Source organism: Sphingosinicella sp. CPCC 101087 (assembly GCF_004151485.1).
Lineage (GTDB): Bacteria > Pseudomonadota > Alphaproteobacteria > Sphingomonadales > Sphingomonadaceae > Allosphingosinicella.
Genome location: NZ_SBFF01000011.1, coordinates 111,220 through 128,090, shown reverse-complemented (window position 1 = coordinate 128,090; position 16,871 = coordinate 111,220). Strand labels below are relative to the sequence as shown.

At 66.3% G+C, this 16,871-nt stretch carries 14 protein-coding genes; 11 read left to right on the top strand and 3 right to left on the bottom strand.

Annotated features, from left to right (window positions below):
- Nucleotides 1-55 precede the first annotated feature (55 nt).
- Complete coding sequence (locus EKM57_RS17485; RefSeq protein ID WP_129793809.1) at nt 56-1,285, bottom strand: aminotransferase class V-fold PLP-dependent enzyme; 1,230 nt, start codon at nt 1,283-1,285, stop codon at nt 56-58.
- Between the two features lie 300 nt (nt 1,286-1,585).
- Between EKM57_RS17485 and EKM57_RS17480 the strand changes: the two genes are divergently transcribed.
- From EKM57_RS17480 to EKM57_RS17430, 11 genes are all read left to right on the top strand, one after another.
- Nucleotides 1,586-3,079, top strand: coding sequence for a S10 family peptidase (locus EKM57_RS17480; RefSeq protein ID WP_165357523.1), 1,494 nt, complete (start codon nt 1,586-1,588; stop codon nt 3,077-3,079).
- A gap of 67 nt (nt 3,080-3,146) precedes the next feature.
- Nucleotides 3,147-3,629, top strand: coding sequence for an Lrp/AsnC family transcriptional regulator (locus EKM57_RS17475; protein WP_129793807.1), 483 nt, complete (start codon nt 3,147-3,149; stop codon nt 3,627-3,629).
- 153 nt (nt 3,630-3,782) lie between these two features.
- Complete coding sequence (locus EKM57_RS17470; protein ID WP_243451116.1) at nt 3,783-5,294, top strand: S10 family peptidase; 1,512 nt, start codon at nt 3,783-3,785, stop codon at nt 5,292-5,294.
- Nucleotides 5,291-6,250: an ornithine cyclodeaminase family protein gene (locus tag EKM57_RS17465; protein ID WP_129793805.1), complete on the top strand. Its 960-nt coding sequence runs from the start codon at nt 5,291-5,293 to the stop codon at nt 6,248-6,250. The genes EKM57_RS17470 and EKM57_RS17465 overlap by 4 nt, the downstream gene beginning before the upstream one ends.
- Nucleotides 6,251-6,261: 11 nt before the next feature.
- A complete protein-coding gene (locus tag EKM57_RS17460; RefSeq protein ID WP_243451115.1) occupies nt 6,262-8,313 on the top strand; it encodes an amidohydrolase family protein in 2,052 nt (683 codons plus the stop codon).
- Nucleotides 8,310-8,777, top strand: coding sequence for a RidA family protein (locus EKM57_RS17455; protein ID WP_129793804.1), 468 nt, complete (start codon nt 8,310-8,312; stop codon nt 8,775-8,777). The genes EKM57_RS17460 and EKM57_RS17455 overlap by 4 nt, the downstream gene beginning before the upstream one ends.
- Complete coding sequence (locus tag EKM57_RS17450; protein WP_129793803.1) at nt 8,774-10,141, top strand: APC family permease; 1,368 nt, start codon at nt 8,774-8,776, stop codon at nt 10,139-10,141. The genes EKM57_RS17455 and EKM57_RS17450 overlap by 4 nt, the downstream gene beginning before the upstream one ends.
- Before the next feature lie 169 nt (nt 10,142-10,310).
- Nucleotides 10,311-11,498 carry a pyridoxal phosphate-dependent aminotransferase gene (locus tag EKM57_RS17445; RefSeq protein ID WP_243451114.1) on the top strand — a complete coding sequence of 396 codons (1,188 nt, stop codon included), beginning with the start codon at nt 10,311-10,313 and terminating at the stop codon, nt 11,496-11,498.
- 373 nt (nt 11,499-11,871) lie between these two features.
- Complete coding sequence (locus tag EKM57_RS17440; RefSeq protein ID WP_129793802.1) at nt 11,872-12,213, top strand: hypothetical protein; 342 nt, start codon at nt 11,872-11,874, stop codon at nt 12,211-12,213.
- A gap of 50 nt (nt 12,214-12,263) precedes the next feature.
- On the top strand, nt 12,264-12,887 hold the full coding sequence (locus tag EKM57_RS17435; RefSeq protein ID WP_129793801.1) for an HdeD family acid-resistance protein: 624 nt from the start codon (nt 12,264-12,266) through the stop codon (nt 12,885-12,887).
- A 33-nt stretch (nt 12,888-12,920) separates the two neighbouring features.
- Nucleotides 12,921-13,583: a hypothetical protein gene (locus tag EKM57_RS17430; RefSeq protein ID WP_129793800.1), complete on the top strand. Its 663-nt coding sequence runs from the start codon at nt 12,921-12,923 to the stop codon at nt 13,581-13,583.
- Nucleotides 13,584-14,039: 456 nt separating this feature from the next.
- On the opposite strand, the gene EKM57_RS17425 is transcribed toward EKM57_RS17430, so the two are convergent.
- Nucleotides 14,040-15,284, bottom strand: a complete 1,245-nt coding sequence (locus EKM57_RS17425) for an arginine deiminase (protein WP_129793799.1) — start codon at nt 15,282-15,284, stop codon at nt 14,040-14,042.
- Between the two features lie 31 nt (nt 15,285-15,315).
- Nucleotides 15,316-16,746, bottom strand: a complete 1,431-nt coding sequence (locus EKM57_RS17420; RefSeq protein WP_129793798.1) for a basic amino acid/polyamine antiporter — start codon at nt 16,744-16,746, stop codon at nt 15,316-15,318.
- Nucleotides 16,747-16,871 lie beyond the last annotated feature (125 nt).

Here is a 16,871-nt window from a genome sequence, read left to right as displayed (position 1 = left end):
CGGAACGTTTATGCAGGACGCGGCAGCGACCTAAGATAAACGTTCCCGCCGCTCATTATGTGCGGCGAGGACCCAGCGCTGCCAGCAGGCGGTCCACGTCTTCCATGCCGTTGAACACGGAGGGAGTCACCCGGAAGCGGTGGCGGCTGACGGTGATCCGCACGCCCGCCGCCTCGAGCCGCGGCGCCAGCTCCCGCGCATTTTCGAACACGCAGGTGACGATCGGCGCAGGCGATTCGAGCGGCGTGACGACATCATAGCCGAGGGCCGGCAACTCGCGCTTCAGTCGGTCGGTCAGCGTGCGCGCATGTGCGTTGATGCGGTCGACCCCGAGATCCAGGATATATTGCAGCGAATGGTCGAGGTGGACGGCGGTCGCGTGCGGATAGGTTCCGGTCGCGAACCAGCCGCTGGCATTGTCCTGCATCTCGAAGTCGGCGACCGTCTCGCCCGGCGGATCGAACGGATAGACGTGGGTCTGGAAGCTCGCCACCCCATAATAGCCGTAGCGCTCCCGTCGCAGGCGCTCGCAGGCCTCTCGCCGGGCATAGACGAAGCCCAGTCCGAAATCGCCCATCAGCCATTTGTAGCTGGCGCAGGCGGCGGAATCGACGCCGCTGGCCCGCGCGTCGAACGGAACGCAGCCGGCGGCATGAACCACGTCGGCATAGACGAGCGCGCCCTTGGCGTGCGCGATCTCGCATATGCGGGCGAGGTCGTGCTGAAAGCCGTTATAGGTCGAGACCAGCGACAGAGCGACCAGCTTCGTCTGCGCCGTGATCGCGCGCTCCATGTCCTCGATCAGGATCCGGCCGTCGCGGGGGCGGACCCACGTCACCTGTGCGCCGCGCCGGGCCAGCCCCTCATAAAGGGGAAAGGAGCCGAAGAAATGCAGCGTGTCCGTCACGATATGGGCGTTCGAGTCGAACAGGCCGAGGCCGTCGACGATCATATGTTCGGCGGTCGTCGTGCTCTTCACGAACGCGACATCGGCCGGATCGGCATTGATGAGGCGTGCAAAGCGGGAGAGGATACGCTCCTGGTCCACCGAGCTGCTGCCGGAGCCCGGAGTTGCGCGCGCGGCGACGTAGGCTTCCACGGCCGCCTTCGCGCTTTGGCTCACCGGGTGGATGGACCCGGAGTCCAGATAGGCCTGCGAGCCGATCCGGAACGAGGACCGGTCGGGCAGGGCGAGCGGCTGCGCCGGGACCGCCGTCGCGGCCACCGGAGTCGCGATCGGGAGGGCGCCCAATCCGGCCAGGCAGGCACGACGGGTCAGATGCATCTCGGCTCCTTTCGTTGCGGCCGATACTAGCGTGCGCGGCGCGGCAAATTTATTCCGATCAGGATCGCCTGCGCACCGCGGCGCCTGCTCGCCGTGGTGCAGGCCCGCCGAGTGGAATGATTATGCCCGTTCGAGGGGGCGAACCCCGCGGGCTGTGCCGTGTTCCGGCGCATGGATGATGCGCGAGCTTACGGGGGATCGCATTATTCATGCGCCGCCAGCCCCATCGCGCGGGAAGTCGGGCAGGATTCTCCTTGTCCGACTGCTAGACTCGACCGGGAAAGCGAAGGGAGAGCGGGGATGAGCAAAGCGCTCCGGACAGCGGCAGCAGCCTTGATCCTGGCGGCGGTGCCTGCGGCCGGCGTGCAGCGCATGGATCCGGTGCCCACCGTCGCCGGACTCATCGTGGGGCCGGTGGAGACCGACCATGAGGCGATGATCGCCGGGGCCCCGCTGCGCTATCGCGCGGTCTTTCGCGAATATGCTCTGAACGACCAAAGCGGGCGGCCGAGCGCGACCATTTCGGCGACAACCTATCTGCGCCGGGATGTGGAGGTCGAACGGCCCGTCTTCTTCCTGTTCAACGGCGGGCCGGGCGCCTCCTCCTCGCCGCTCCATTTCTCTGCCTTCGGCCCTCGACTTCGTCCCCCCGGACGCGACGCGGTCGCGCCGTTCACCGACAATGCCGACAGCCTTCTCGACGTCGCCGATCTTGTGTTCGTCGATCCCGTCGGCACCGGGTTCAGCCGCGTGCTTCCGGGCGGGGACGGATCGCATTTCTGGGCCCCGAAGGGGGATGCGGGCGCAGTGCTGCAGCTCATCCGCACCTGGGTCCGGGATCATGGCCGCGAGAGATCGCCCATCTTCATCGCCGGCGAAAGCTACGGCGCCTATCGGCTCGCGACGATGATGGGCGATGCCGGCGACCTGAACGTGCATGGTCTTTTGCTCATCTCTCCAGCGACCGATACGGCCGGAATGGCGGGCGCGGGCAGGTCGGACGAGGACCGCATCTTCAGCCTGCCCACCATGGCCGCGGCGGCCTGGCATCATGAAAGGGTCGACCGGCGCGGCCTCACGGTCGATCAGTTCGTCGCCGAGGCGCGCGCCTTTGCCGAGCGCGACTATCTGGCGGCGCTCCACCAGGGTTCGGCGCTGCCGCCGGAGGAGAAAGGGCGGATCGCCGCGCGCATGGCCGCCTTGATCGGCCTTCCTGCCGAGACGATCGCCGGTGCCGACCTTCGCGTGAGCAACGATCTGTTCGTCGAAGCGCTGCTGGCCGACCGCAACCAGCTGGTCGGGCGGCTCGACACGAGGGTTGCCGCTCCGGTGCGGCCGCCGGCGCGCGACGGCCGGCCGGCGGCGGCGAACGACCCTTCGCTCGGGCTGGGTGCGACCAATGTCATCCACTCGGCGGCCATCACCCGCTACATGCGCGAGGAACTCGGCGTCCCGGTCGACCGCGACTATGTGTCGCTGACGCTCGATGTGAATTTCCGCTGGAACTGGTTCGAGGCGACGGACGACCGCACTCTTTACCACAATCCGCTTCGAAATATCGCTGCGGCCATGGCCGAGCGACCCGCGCTAAGGTTGATGGTTGCGGGCGGGCTCTACGATCTGGCGACTCCGGTCGCTGCCGCCCATCATGCCATCCGTCATTCGGGCATCCCGCCGGAGCGCGTGCGCTTCCTCGTCCTGCCGGCCGGACATTCCCCGTTCGAGGAGCCCCCCAACCGCGCCCGTTTCGCCGAAGCCGTGCGGGCGTTCGTGACTGCGGTCGATCGGCAGTGATAATTATGTTGCCCTGCCTGGAAGATTGAATAGGACTGGGCTAGAATCAAACGATAGCGGGCAAGGCGTGCGCGAAGAACTCTCTCCGGTAGATATTCGCATCCTCGAACAGATCCAGAAGGATGCATCGCTTTCGACGAGCGAACTCGCCGACCGCGTGGGGCTTTCCCAATCCCCTTGCTGGCGGCGGCTGCAGCGGCTCAAGGATGAAGGCTATATCAAGAGCGAAGTTGCCCTGGTCGAACGGTCCAAGCTCGGTTCGACCCTCCTGATCTTCGCTACCCTCAAGATGGGCACGCTCAGCGACGAGAAGCGGGCCGAGTTCATGCGTCGGGTCGAGGATACGCCCGAGATCCTGGAATGTCATACGATGTTCGGCGAGATGGACATATTGATCAAGGTGCTCGCGCCGTCCCTCGAATGGTATCAGAAGTTCATCTTCAACACGATCCTGAAGCTGCCGGGCGTGCTCGACATCCAGTCGTCGGTGACCTTGTCGGAACTGAAGAATACTACCGCGCTGCCGCTTCGCGGCTTCCTCGGCCGCTGACGCATTGCGAATGCGGCGACGGCCCCCGCGGCCGGAACGATCATGTCGTTCGAACCAGATGAGCCCCGCAATACGCAAGAAAGTTTCGCGGTGATGGCTCTAGGCTCGGGAGCCTGGGGCTTTGAGTCTCGAAGCGGGGAGAGGGAGCGCAAGGTGCAATCGAGAAGGCCATTATTCGGGCAGGGGGCCGTCTCGCCGGGCCTGCTCGGCGTCGCAGCCATGCTCATTCTTCTCCTCGCACCTGCGGCCCTCGCGCAGGCGGCGGCTCCGGAAGTCCGGGCGCCGGTGATCGTCGAGCAGGTCGGCACCTTCAATGGCAAGCAGGTGCGCTACCGCTCCGTCGTCGCCGAGACGGTCGTTCCCGACCCGGACGGGCGGCCTGGCGCGCGCATCGTCTCGACGGCTTATCTGGCGCAGGATGCCGGCAATCCCGCCGAGCGACCGGTCATGTTCATCTGGAACGGCGGCCCGATCTCCGCCTCGGTCTATCTCCACATGGGCGCGTTCGGCCCGAAGCGCATCGCCTTTCCGGACGATCTCGACGCCGACACGACGCAACTCCCGGTCGTCGACAATCCGCACACGATCCTCGATGTCGCCGACCTGGTCTTCGTCGACCCTGCGGGCACCGGCTTCAGCCGCGTGATGCCGGGCGTCGACCCGCATATCTATCGTTCCGTGGTCGGTGACGGGCAGCAGGTCGCGGCCTTCATCAGGCGGTGGCTGCGCGACAATGGCCGGCTGGAATCGCCCCAATATCTGTTCGGAGAGAGCTACGGGACGATGCGCGCGGCGCAGGTTGCGCGGACGCTTCTCGAAGGCCCGGACCCCGTCGAGCTGGAAGGCATGGTGCTTTTCGGCCAGGCGCTCAACATCATCGAATTCTCCCAGCGGCCGGGAAACATCGTCAGCTTCGCCGTGTCGATGCCGACCCTTTCGGCACTCGCCTGGCACCATGGAAAGGTGGACCGGGCGGGCCGCACCCTCGAACAGCTCCTGGACGAATCGCGCGCCTTCGCCCGCGATGAATATCTGCGTGCCCTCTACATCGGCGACCAGCTCGAGCCGGTCGAGCGGCAGCGGATCGCTGAGGGGCTCGAAGCGCTCACGGGACTTTCCGCCAACTATTATCTCGCCCATAACCTGCGCATCACCAAGGAAGCCTATCGGCGCGAGCTCCTGAAGGACCAGGGGCTGATCCTCGGCCGCAACGACGGGCGCTATGCCGGTCCGCCGAGCGAGGCACCGGGTGGCGGCGATCCTTCCAACGTGATCGCCGATGCGGTGCAGCGCGGCTTCAAGGAGCATCTGCGCGACAACCTTCGAGTCGACTGGCAGGACGAATATCGCTTCGCCGAATTTCCCGAAGGCGGGCTCGAAGGCTGGGACTGGGGCGCGACCAGTCCCTTTTCCGACTGGCCCTATATGCAGCTTGTTTCCGAGGTGATGGAACGCGTGCCCCATTTTCGCGTGCTCGTCGGGGTGGGGATATACGACACGTCGACGACGACGGGCGCTTCGGAATATGCTCTGGCGCAGTCCGGCTGGCCCCGCGAGCGGGCCGGAATCGCTTATTATGGCGGCGGCCACATGGCCTATAGCGATGAGGCCAGCTTGCAGAAGCTGATGCGGGACATGCGCATCTTCATGCGGCCGGGGCAATGAACGTCCCGGCCTATTTCGACGAGGCCGAGGTCTATCGCCGGCTCGACTATGACGGCTGCATTGCCGCGATGCGCGAGGCGATGACCAGCCTGTCCGCCGATGCACGCGAGCAGCCGCTCCGATCCATCGTCGATCTTGGCGAATCCCGCCTTTTCGGCCTGATGCCCGGAATGATGGCGGGATCGACCGCGTTCGGCGCCAAGCTGATCAGCGTGTTCCCCGATCCCGTCAGACCGGGACGAGGCGCGCATCGGGGGCTCGTCATCCTTTTCGAAGGCGAGAAGGGCGAGGTAAGGTGCGTTGCCGATGCCGGCGCGATCACCCAAATCCGCACCGGCTGCGCGAGCGCGGTCGCCGCCGATGCGCTGGCCCGCCCCGACGCTTCGAGCCTCGCCATTTACGGCTGCGGCACCCAGGCGCGGTCGCACATCGAGGCGCTGACTCGCGTCCGCCGGTTCACGCGGATCGGGATTTGGGGCCGCGACGCGATGTCGGCCAGGCGGTTGGCGCTCTGGACCGAAGAGACGGTCGGAATCGCCGCGCGCGTGTTCGAAGAGGGCGAGACGCTCGCCGAGCAAGCGGACGTCATCTGCACGGTCACCTCCTCGGCGGCGCCGATCCTGAAGGGCCGCTGGGTCCGTCCGGGCACCCATATCAATGCCGTGGGATCCAGCCATGCCGGCCCGCGCGAGGTCGACACGCATCTCGTCGCGGTGAGCCGGTACTTCGTGGATTATCGGCGATCGGCACTTGCGGCCGCGGCCGAGTTCCTCGTGGCGCGCGAGGAAGGCGTCGTCACCGACGCCCACATACGCGGCGAGATCGGGGAGGTTCTTTCGGGGCGGGTCGAGGGTCGGCGAACTTCGGGCGATATCACATTCTACAAGTCGCTGGGCCACATCGCCCAGGATCTGGCGGCGGTCCGCTATCTGCTGGAAAGAGCGAATCCCGAGTGAAGGAGCAGGGAATGCAATGGACGCGCAATGGTTGGTTGGCCTGCCTCGGGGCATTGCTCGGCCTCGTCATGGCCCCCGCGGCAGCCGGCGCAGCGGACTCGCTGTCCATCGTGTCGAATGGCGAGGTCGTCGGCCATGTCCGCTCCGAAGCGGAAGGCAACAGGGTCACCGTCGATTATCTGGTCGATAATAATGGTCGCGGCCCGCGGCACCGCGAGGAGATCGTGCTCGGCCCCGGCGACATTCCAATCGTCTATTCGATCGAAGGCCGCTCGCTCATGGGGGGGCAGGTCAGTGAATCCTATCGCTGGGAAAATGGTCGCGCCGTGTGGCGGAGCCAGGCTGATAGCGGCGACGTCGAAGCTGCCGAGCCGCGCCTGTACGTGGTCAATGACGGCAGCCCCTTCACCTTGGGCGTCTATGCGAGAGCGCTCCTGGCGGATCCCGACCATGCCATCGACGTGCTGCCGGGCGGGCAGTTGCGGATCGAAAAGGTGCGCGACATGCGGATCGGCGAGGGAGAGGCGGCCGTCCCCGTCACCATCTACCGGATCGACGGCAACGACATGTCGCCCGATTATCTGATGCTCGACAGCGAGAATCGGCTGTTCGCCACGGTCGGCGGCTCGGCTGCTATCCGGGAGGGCTATGAGAGCCATGTGCCGGCAATCGAGGCCTTGGCCGAGACCCTGAGCGCCGAGCGTGCCATGACGCTTCAACGGCAGCTGGCACATCGCTTCGCCGGCCCCGTCCGGATCCGCAACGTGCGTATCTTCGATCCCGTCGCGGGACGCCTCTCCGACATCTCGACAGTGGTCGTCGAGGGCGATCGGATCACCGGGGTCGTCGCGGGAATCGAGACCGGCAGCGCGCCGGCCGGACAGACAGTGATCGACGGGGAGGGCGGAACGCTCGTTTCCGGGCTGCACGACATGCATTCGCACAACAGGATGCAAAGCGGGCTCTTCTATCTCGCCGCCGGCGTCACCTCCGTGCGCGACATGGGCAACGACAATGACAGCCTGCTCGATCTCGTGCGGCGCATCGAAGCGGGCGAGGTGGCCGGTCCTCGAATCGTCCGCAACGGCTTCGTCGAGGGGCGCAGCCCCTTCTCCGCGCGCAACGGCTTCGTCGTCGAGAGCGAGGCGGAAGCGGTGGAGGCGGTGCGCTGGTATGCCGATCACGGCTACTGGCAGGTCAAGATCTACAACTCGATGAATCCGGCCTGGGTGCCCGCCATCGCCGCCGAGGCGCGCCGGCGCGGGCTCGGGGTCACCGGCCATGTGCCCGCCTTCACCACACCCGACGCCATGATCCGCGCCGGCTATCAGGAGATCGCCCACATCAACCAGCTAATGCTGGGCTGGCTGATCGAGGAAGGGGAGGATACCCGCACGCCGCTGCGCCTTACCGCCATGGCGCGCGGCGCCGATCTCGATCTCGATTCGCCGAAGGTACAGCAGACCGTCGACCTTATGGCGGAACGCAATATCGCGCTGGACACGACCGCAGTGATCCTGGAGCGTCTGATGCTGAGCCGGGCCGGAACGGTCCAGCCCGGCGATGCCTTTTATCTGGACCATATGCCGATCGGCTATCAGCGCTACCGCCGCCGCACCTTCGTGCCGCTGGAATCGCCGGAGGACGACGCCCGCTACCGCGAGGGCTTCCAGCGCATCCTCGACACGATCGCCTTACTGCACGGCCGCGGAATCAAGCTGCTGCCCGGCACCGACGACGGCACCGGCTTCACCGTGCAGCGCGAGCTCGAGCTCTATCAGGCGGCGGGCATTCCGCCGGCCGAGGTGCTGCGTATCGCCACGCTCGGCATGGAGGAATATCTCGGCCGCGCCGACGAGCTTGGTTCGATCGAGGAAGGGAAGCTCGCGGACTTCTTCCTCATCGCCGGGGATCCGACTCGCGACGTCTCCGCGATCCGCCGGCCGCGCCTGGTGATGCGCGGCGGCGTGGCCTATCTTCCCAACGAGATTTACGACGCGCTCGGCATCCGTCCCTTCACCGAGCCGCCGACCATCCAGGCGGCTTCGGGGGGCGCATCGTGAGGCGCGCATTCGCCGCCCTCGCGCTCCTGCTCGCCGGCGCGACCGCGGCGGCCGAGCCGGCGCAGCGCGCCCAGGTCGAGCATTTCCGCCGTCCGGGATCGACCGCGCCTTTCTCCCCCGCCGTCCGCGTCGGCGACACGCTCTATCTGTCGGGAATGATCGGCGCCCGGCCCGACGGAACGCTGCCGGAAGGGATCGAGGCGCAGACGCGCCAGGCGATGGACAATATCGCTGCGGTGCTGACCATGGCGGGCCGAACCTTCGCCGATGTCGTGCGCTGCACGGTGATGCTGGAGGACATGGCCGACTGGCCTGCCTTCAACCGCGTCTATGTCGATTATTTCGAGCGGGAACGTCTGCCGGCGCGCAGCGCCTTCGGAGTCGACGGACTCGCGCTCGGCGCTCTTGTCGAGGTGGAGTGCCAGGCCGTCGTTCCGGACGACGAGCCGGCGGCGCCGCGATGAACGGCGCGGGCGTCGGATCCGCGGACGAGCGCGAAGACGGTTCCGGCCTCAAGCGGCGCGTCGGCCTCGTCGGGGTCGTCATGTTCGGCGCGGGCACGGCGATCGGCGTGTCCATCTTCACGGTGCTGCAGCCGGCCGCGGCGATCGCCGGTGCGGGCCTGCTGCCGGCGGTCGTGATCGCGGCCGTGCCGATGATCCTGTTCGCTCTGGTCTACGCCTTCATGAGCTCGGCGCTGCCACGTTCCGGGGCATCGTTCGAATGGCCGAGCCGCTTCGTTCATCCCCTGGTCGGCTTCCTCGTCGCGTGGCTGCGCATCCTGGGAAGCATCGGGGCGGTGATCGTGCTCGCCACGGTGCTGGTGAATTATCTCCAGATGGCCGGGATCGGCTGGATGGAGGCCGTGCCGGACAAGGCGGCCATGGCGGCCGTGATCAGCGCGATCTTCCTGGTCAACCTCCTCGGCGTCTCGGTGGCCGCGCGTGTCCAGACGCTGATGATGCTGGTGCTGTTGGCTGCGATGGCGCTGTTCGTCGGCACCGGTGTGGGTGACTTTTCCGGCGCCAGGGCTGGCGATCCGTTCGCCGCCGGGTGGCCCGCGATCGTCGCCGCAGTACCGCTGATGATCACCCTCTTCCTGGGAATCGAATCCGCCACCGAGATCGGCGAGGAGGTGCGCGACGCGCGCCGGACGATCCCGCGCGGAATCACGCTGGCCGTGCTGCTTACCGCTGCCGTCTATTTCGCGGTGTCGATCGTGGCGCTTGGCCTGCTCGGCCCGGGCGCGCTCGCCGGCAGCGACGCGCCTTTGCTCGAAGCGGCTCGGGTCGGCATGGGCAATTGGGCGACACCGGTAATCGTCACCGCGGCGGTCGTCTCGATCCTCAAGACGATGAACGCGATCGTGCTGATCTTCTCGCGCTATTTGTTCGCGATGGGCCGGTCGCTCGTGCTTCCGCCCGCCATGGGCGTGGTGAACGCCCGCTTCGGAACGCCCCACGTCGCGTTGGGCGTGGCCTATCTGGGAACGATGGCGGCACTACTGCTCCCGTCGAACCTCGTCTTCCTTCTGCTCGCGGTGAACATCCCGACCATGCTCAAATATCTATGCTCATGCCTTTCGGCGATCGGCCTGGTGCGCCGACATCCGGAGCTTCATGCCGGCGCTTCGCTGCGGTGGTCGCGGCGCTCGGTGGAAACGGCCTCCATTGCCGGCGTGATCGCCGCCGTCGTCGTGATCCTGGCCGGCCTGGGGGCAGACTGGCGGCCCTACGTCCTGGTGGGAGCTTGGGGGCTGGTGGGCTATCTCTACTGGCTGGTTCGCCGCCCGACGCTTCCGGCCGCCGATCGCGTGCCGAGCGCATAGCGGCCGACGAAATCCGGATCGAGGCGGGCGAGAATTATGCGGCGGCTCAACTGCATCCGCCCAAGTTAGGGTAACAAATTCGCCCGCCCACTCATAAACTTCGGCGCATGGGAGAGACAGCGGGGCCGAATTCGCCATCCCGTCCGAACATGTAAAGGGAAGTGCAAGCGTGGACGCGAAATCGACCTTCGTGACGACGAGCATGGGCGGCGAAGCTTATGCTCAATGGGTCCGGCGGGCGATCGGCCACGCCCGCTCGGCCGGAACGGAGGTCATCCCCTTGTTCGACAGCTCGGTCGAGGAGCCCGTGGAGCTGCTCCGGGAGATCGTCGCCGAGGGGTTCCGTGACCCGATCACGCAGAAGTATCAGAGCGTCTTCGTCAACGGCAATCCGTTCGTCCTGGAATCCCTGTCCGAGCGCTACGGCGTGCCCGCCGACAGGATCCTGACGACGACGGGGGCCACGAGCGGCCTGTCGCTCATCTATCGCACCTTTCTGACGCCGGGCGACCGGGTCCTCGTCGAGACCCCCGGCTTCGATCTGTTCGGGGATATCGGCCGGTCGCTCGGCGCCGAGGTCGACCATTTTCACCGCGGAGGCGACGATTTCGCGGTCGACGAATTCGATATCGCGGCGAACATCACGGATCGTACCCGCCTGATAGTCCTGTCCGACCTGCACAATCCCAGTGGAATGCTGCTGCGCCCGGACGTGATCGCTCGCGTCGCCCGCATGGCCGCCGAACGGAACGTGCGCGTCGTGGTCGACGAGGTCTATGGCGATTATGCCAGCCGCGCCGCGCGGGCGGGATCGGCGGCGCACCTCTCGCCGAACGTCATCGCCGTAAGCAGCCTCACCAAGATATTCGGCCTGTCGACCCTGCGCTGTGGCTGGATCATCGCCGCGCCGGAGAATATCGGGCCGATCCGGCAGGTCAGCGACCATTTCGAGTTCGGCGTGTCGAAGCTCTCCCATGCGGTCGCGGCGCTGGTGCTCGAGGAAGGGCAGCGTTTCCACGCTTATTCCGATGCCGTCCTCGATCTCGCCCGGCCCATCATCGAGCGACATTTCCGCGCGTGGCAGGAAGCGGGCCTGGTGTCGGGCCGCCTGCCCGATTTCGGTTGCATCTTCTTTCCGCGCCTGACCGGCGTCGCCGACACGCTCGATTTCTCCGGCTGGCTCGCCGATCGCTACGGCGTGATCGTGGCGCCCGGCGAATTCTTCGGTGCTGCGGGACATGTGCGAATCGGCTTCGCGCATGCACCGGAGGTGCTCGAATTCGGCCTCTCCCGCTTTTTCGAAGGGCTTCGCGAATATGCCGCGCGGACCGTGCGCAGCCGGGTGGTCTCGGTCTGACGACAGGGTGTCGTCATTCGACTATTTAGCACGACGCGCTGGCCTGGACACGGCGCGCCGCCAGCTAGTCTGAATTAGGCCGAATCTCAGGGCTTTTCCCGATCCATCGCCGCCTGCGCTCATCCTATTGAGAGAGTCAGGAGGGGCCCCTGAGCGCGGGTCGGCCTGGGACGGTACAGTTCCGTCAGTCCGGGCGCGCATGGAGGTCATATGCGACCAGGCGTGACCGGCGGTTCCCGAATGTTGCGGATCGAAGGCGCCGCCACGCGCACCGGCGCCCCCGACCCGAGTGCGAAGTCGACACTGTCCGCTCGAAACTTTGCGGCCCTGTCGATCGCACCAGCCCCAAGCCCATATTCGACGGGAGGAATCCATGCCTGACCGCCTGGCGAGTGTCCGCGCGCCTGGGACGGCCGCGAAATTGATGTCGCTCGGCGCGGCCACGCTGATCCTTGCTGCCTGCCTGTCCGGCGGTCCGCAGACGCGGCGGGCCGAATTCATCTGCCAGGGCGGCGAACGGGTCACAGTCGTGTTTCAGCCGAACACCGCTCGGATCATCTCGACCGACCCGCCTGTCGTGATGGACCGGCGTCGCACCCGCACGGGCTTCTGGTTCGCATCGAACCAGAATTCGATCCGCGGCAGCGGGCGCGAGATGAGCTGGACCCGCGGATTCGGAATGCCGCTTCGCTGTCGTGAAATCCGGAGACGATAGCCACGACCGCGTTTTCCCTCCGCTGAGACACCGGAATTTGGAGAGCCGACATGGACGCCACCAACTCGAACGAACTTCAGACGGTGCAGCCCGGCGGGGCAAAGGGAATCTGGTTCGTCATCCCCGGCGTGATCCTGGTCCTGTGCGGCCTTTTCGCCCTGCTCGTGCCCTTCGCGTCCACCCTCGCACTGGCTCTTGTGCTGGGCGGTGCGGCGGGCGTGGCCGGCCTGGCCCAGATCGTCCACGCATTCGGGGCGAAGGCGTGGCGCGGCTTCTTCCTGAGTCTGCTTCTCGGGCTCCTCTACGCCGGATGCGGCGTCCTTCTCTGGCTGAATCCCCTGGCCGGGGCGCTGGCGATCGCAATGGTGATCGCCGTTTTCCTGATCGCCGCCGGCGTCGGCGAGATCGTTCTCGGCTTCAAGCTGCGCCCAGGAGCCGGATGGACCTGGCTGATCGCCTCTGGCCTGGTGGCGCTCGTCGGCGGTTTGTGGCTGCTCATGCGCATGCCGCTCGCTGGCTTCTTCGCCCCGGGAATATTCCTCGGCATCGCGCTGCTCTTCGAGGGAGTAGCTTTCGTCTCGATCGGCATATCGGGCCGCTCGCCTCGGGAGAGCAGCGCTCCGGCCAATCGCCAGCACGAGGTTCCGTCCTCCAATGCGCAGCCCAATATCTAGCGCCTGTCGATCGCCGTCGTCCTGGAAGGGCAGATGATGGGAAACGGGCTTCCCCTGACCGCGAGGCCGGGCGAGGTCGCGCGCGGCAGCCCGTTTCTGCTTGCGGTCGCCGCGATCGCGCTTCTGCTGTTCGTCCTTGGCGTCAATGGGTTGATCCTCGCCTCGCTCGGGCGCACGCCGGACGTGGTTCGGCTCGGCCAGGCGCTGGTGCTGGCCGGCGCCGCCGAGATAGTCGCGGGCCTTGTGCTGAAGCGCGCCACCGGCGGAGTTTCGCTGGCCCTCACCGGAAGCCTTACGCTTCTCACAGGACTGGCATTGGCGAGCCAGGGCGACCCGGAGGTGCGGCGATTTTCCCTTCTCCTTCTGGGAAGGATGCCGGCATATTCGATCATAACATTGTGGCTTCTGGTCCGCGGGGTCGTCCAGCTCGCTTATTGTGTCGTTCACCGCGGCAGCGGCATCGCCCTTTGGGCCACCGCCGTGGGCACGGCTGCGCTCTTCGCGGTGCTGATCGCCAAGGTACCCGTCATTTCGCTCGTCGTCGCCATTCTCGGGTACAGCCGCGACGTCCTGCCGTTCCTGACCATTGTCGTGGCGGTGGCCGTTCTGTTGGCCGCCGGGCAACTCGCCAGCCTTTCGCGCCCGCCCTCGCCGGGAGCCGCGACATCGGGCCCGAGGCTAACGCCCGATCTCTGATCGTCGAGCGGTGCCGCCGGCGCCGGCACCCGAACTGGGCAGCGCCGAAGGAGAAGGAGGAAGATATGAACGCGAGTTTCGCCACAGCGGCCATTCTGGTCGCATCATTTCTCGCTTACCAGGAAAGCTCGTCCCCTGATCGCCCCGTGGCGAAGGATTCGCGAGGGATTCCGGTCGTTTCCAATCCGGCTGAGGTTCCCCAGGGGGCGAACCGCGGCACCGTCACGAGCCCCGCCCCGGACCCGCGGACCGTCTTCGCACCGCGCCCCAGTTCGGGCGATTACCCGCCCTGCACGCGCGAGGTTACCGACGGATGCAAGCAGGTCCACGAAGTGGGCAGGGGGCCGAGATGAGGCTTTCGGCCTGCCGGCTCCGGAGCATGACCGACGGTTGGGCGGCGCTGAAGAACAAGGCGGCATCTTCCCCCGTACGCCGCGCATTGCGCTTATAGCCGCGTCAACCGTCCAGCGGGTCTCGGATGATCGGACAAGTCATGCAATGGCCGCCGCCGCGGCCGCGGCCAAGTTCGGCGCCGGCGATGGTGATCACCTCTATGCCGGCCTCGCGCAACTGAGTGTTGGTGTAGGTGTTGCGGTCATAGGCGAAGACAGTCCCAGGCGACGTGCAGACGAGATTTGCGCCGCTGTCCCATTGGGTGCGCTCGCGCATATAGGCATTGCCGCCGGTTTCGACGACGCGCATGTTCCTGATCCCGAGGCTGGCAGCCACCGTCTCCACGAACGAGCCCTCGTCCCTGCGGAAGTCCAGCGTGCCCGCTTGATTTCCGGGGCGATAGGAAAAGGCCGTGATGCCATTGACGATGTCGGGATAGAGCAGGACGCAATCGCGATCGGCGAAGGTAAAGACGGTATCCAGGTGCATGGCCGCCCGGAGCTTCGGCATCGCCGCGACGATCACCCGCTCGGCCGCCCCCTTCGCGAACAAGGTAGCCGCAAGCTGTCCGATCGCCTGGCGCGAAGTCCGCTCGCTCATGCCGATCAGGACGTTGCCCTTGCCGATCGGCATGACGTCACCGCCCTCGAGCGTCGCCAGGCCATGACTTTCCATCGGATCGCCCCACCAGATGTTCACCTTTCCGGCAAAGTCCGGGTGGAAACGGTAGATCGCCGCGGCGAGGATCGTCTCCTCGTGGCGCGCCGGCCAGTAGAGCGGGTTCAGCGTGACCCCGCCGTAGATCCAGCAGGTCGTGTCGCGGGTGTAGAGCGTGTTGGGAAGCGGCGGCAGCAGATATTCGGAGACGCCGGCCGCCTCGCGCACCAGCTTGAGCGCCTCGCCACCCAACTCTTCCGGGAACTCCTCGGTGGAAAGGCCGCCGATCAGCGTCTCGGCCAGCTCGCGGGGCGGAAGCTCGTCGAGATAGGACCTGATCTCTTGGAGGAGCTCGAGTCCCACTTCGTTCGGGACGACCTCATGGTCGAGGATCCACGCCCTCGCCTCCGGGATGGCGACCGTCTCGGCGAGCAGGTCGTGCATCTCGACGACGTCGATGCCGCGGTCCTTCATCTTCGCGACGAAATCGAGATGGTCGCGTCTTGCGACCTCGACCCACAGGACGTCGTCGAACAGCAGGGCATCGCAGTTGCTCGGCGTGAGCCTCATATGGGCCCGTCCCGGCGCGCACACCATCACCTTGCGTAGCTGGCCGACCTCCGAATGTACGCCGAACGCCATGTTTGACATGTCCCGTCTCCTTCGACGCCGAATAGTCCGGTCAGATCACGATTGTCCCCGTCGCGAGGCCGTAGGCTCCGGCGATGCATCCGATCAAAGCAGCGGCGAGGATGAACCACTCGGCGGGCGCGAAGACGCGTGCCCCCAGCTCGCGACGCGCCCACACGTAGAGGATGGTACCGGGGCCGTAGAGAATGGCCGACAGGAGAACGAACTTCAGGCCCCCGGCATAGACCAGGAAAATCGTGTAGACGGTCGCCGCGACGGCGAATGCAAGGTCCCGCCGCCGTTCCTCCGGGCGCGCCTCATAGGTCTCCCCGCGTCGGGCGAGGAGCAAGCCGTAGGCCGCGACGAGCATGAAAGGGATCAACGACATCGCGCTGGTGAGGCTCAGCATCAGGGCGAAGGCGTCGGTGGACCAGTAGGTGCTGATGACGAACAGCTGGACGACGAAGTTGGTGAGCCACAGCGCGGCGGCGGGCACCTTGTTCGCATTCTCGCGCGCGAACATGGCCGGCACGTCCCGCGTCCTGGCGGCCGCGGAAAGCACTTCGGCGCAGATCAGCGACCAGGCGAGATAGGCCCCCAGCACCGACACGAGGAGCCCTGCCGCGACGAACATCGCGCCCCATGGGCCGACCAAGGCCTCCAGGACGGCGCCCATCGAGGGCTGCCGCATGCTGGCGACTTCGGCGCGCTGCAGCGCCGCGAAGGGGAGCAGGGTGACGAGCACCATCAAGGTGGTCACGCTGGCGAACCCGATCAAGGTCGCGCGTCCCACGTCCTTGCGGGTTCGCGCGTAGCGTGAGTAGACGCTTGCACCTTCGATCCCGAGGAACACGAACACGGTAACCAGCATGGTGGCCCGGACCTGCTCGAACAGTCCGGCCCCGGATATGCCCTCGCCGCCCCAGAAATTGGCCGAGAAGAGACCGGTCCTGAACGCGAAGACCAGGATCAGGATGAAGATGATGATCGGGACGATCTTGGCGACCGTGACCACCGTGTTGATGAAGGTGGCCTGCTGGACGCCGCGCAGGATCATGAAGTGGAACAGCCAGATGCCCAACGAGGCGACGAGGATCGCCGTCACCGTATTGCCGTCGCCGAAGACCGGAAAGAAGGTACCGAGGGTCGCCTTGATCAGCACCCAGTAGGAGACGTTGCCGATGCAGGAGCCGATCCAGTAGCCGAAGGCGGACAGGAAGCCGGCATAATGGCCGAAGCCGGCTTTGGCATAGGCATAGACGCCGGCGTCGAGATCGGGCTTTCGTTCGGCGAGAATCTGGAAGACGCGCGCCAGCGTGAACATTCCGCAGGCGGCGATGGTCCAGGCGATGATCGCACCGAACGGACCGGTCGCGCCGGCAAAGGTGCTCGGGAGCGAGAAGATCCCGGCGCCGATCATCGATCCGATGACCAGCGCCGAGAGCGTGAAGAGCGAGAGCTTCGGCGCGGAACGGTCCGTCATACCGCTTACTCTGCCAGGGGAGAGCCGGTGAGCCTCTGACCTAGCCTCGCCCGTGATGCCCGGACATCGGGGTTATTACCGAGGAGCCGGCGAACGGAATGGCCAATTTCCGGTTGCCTAGTTGT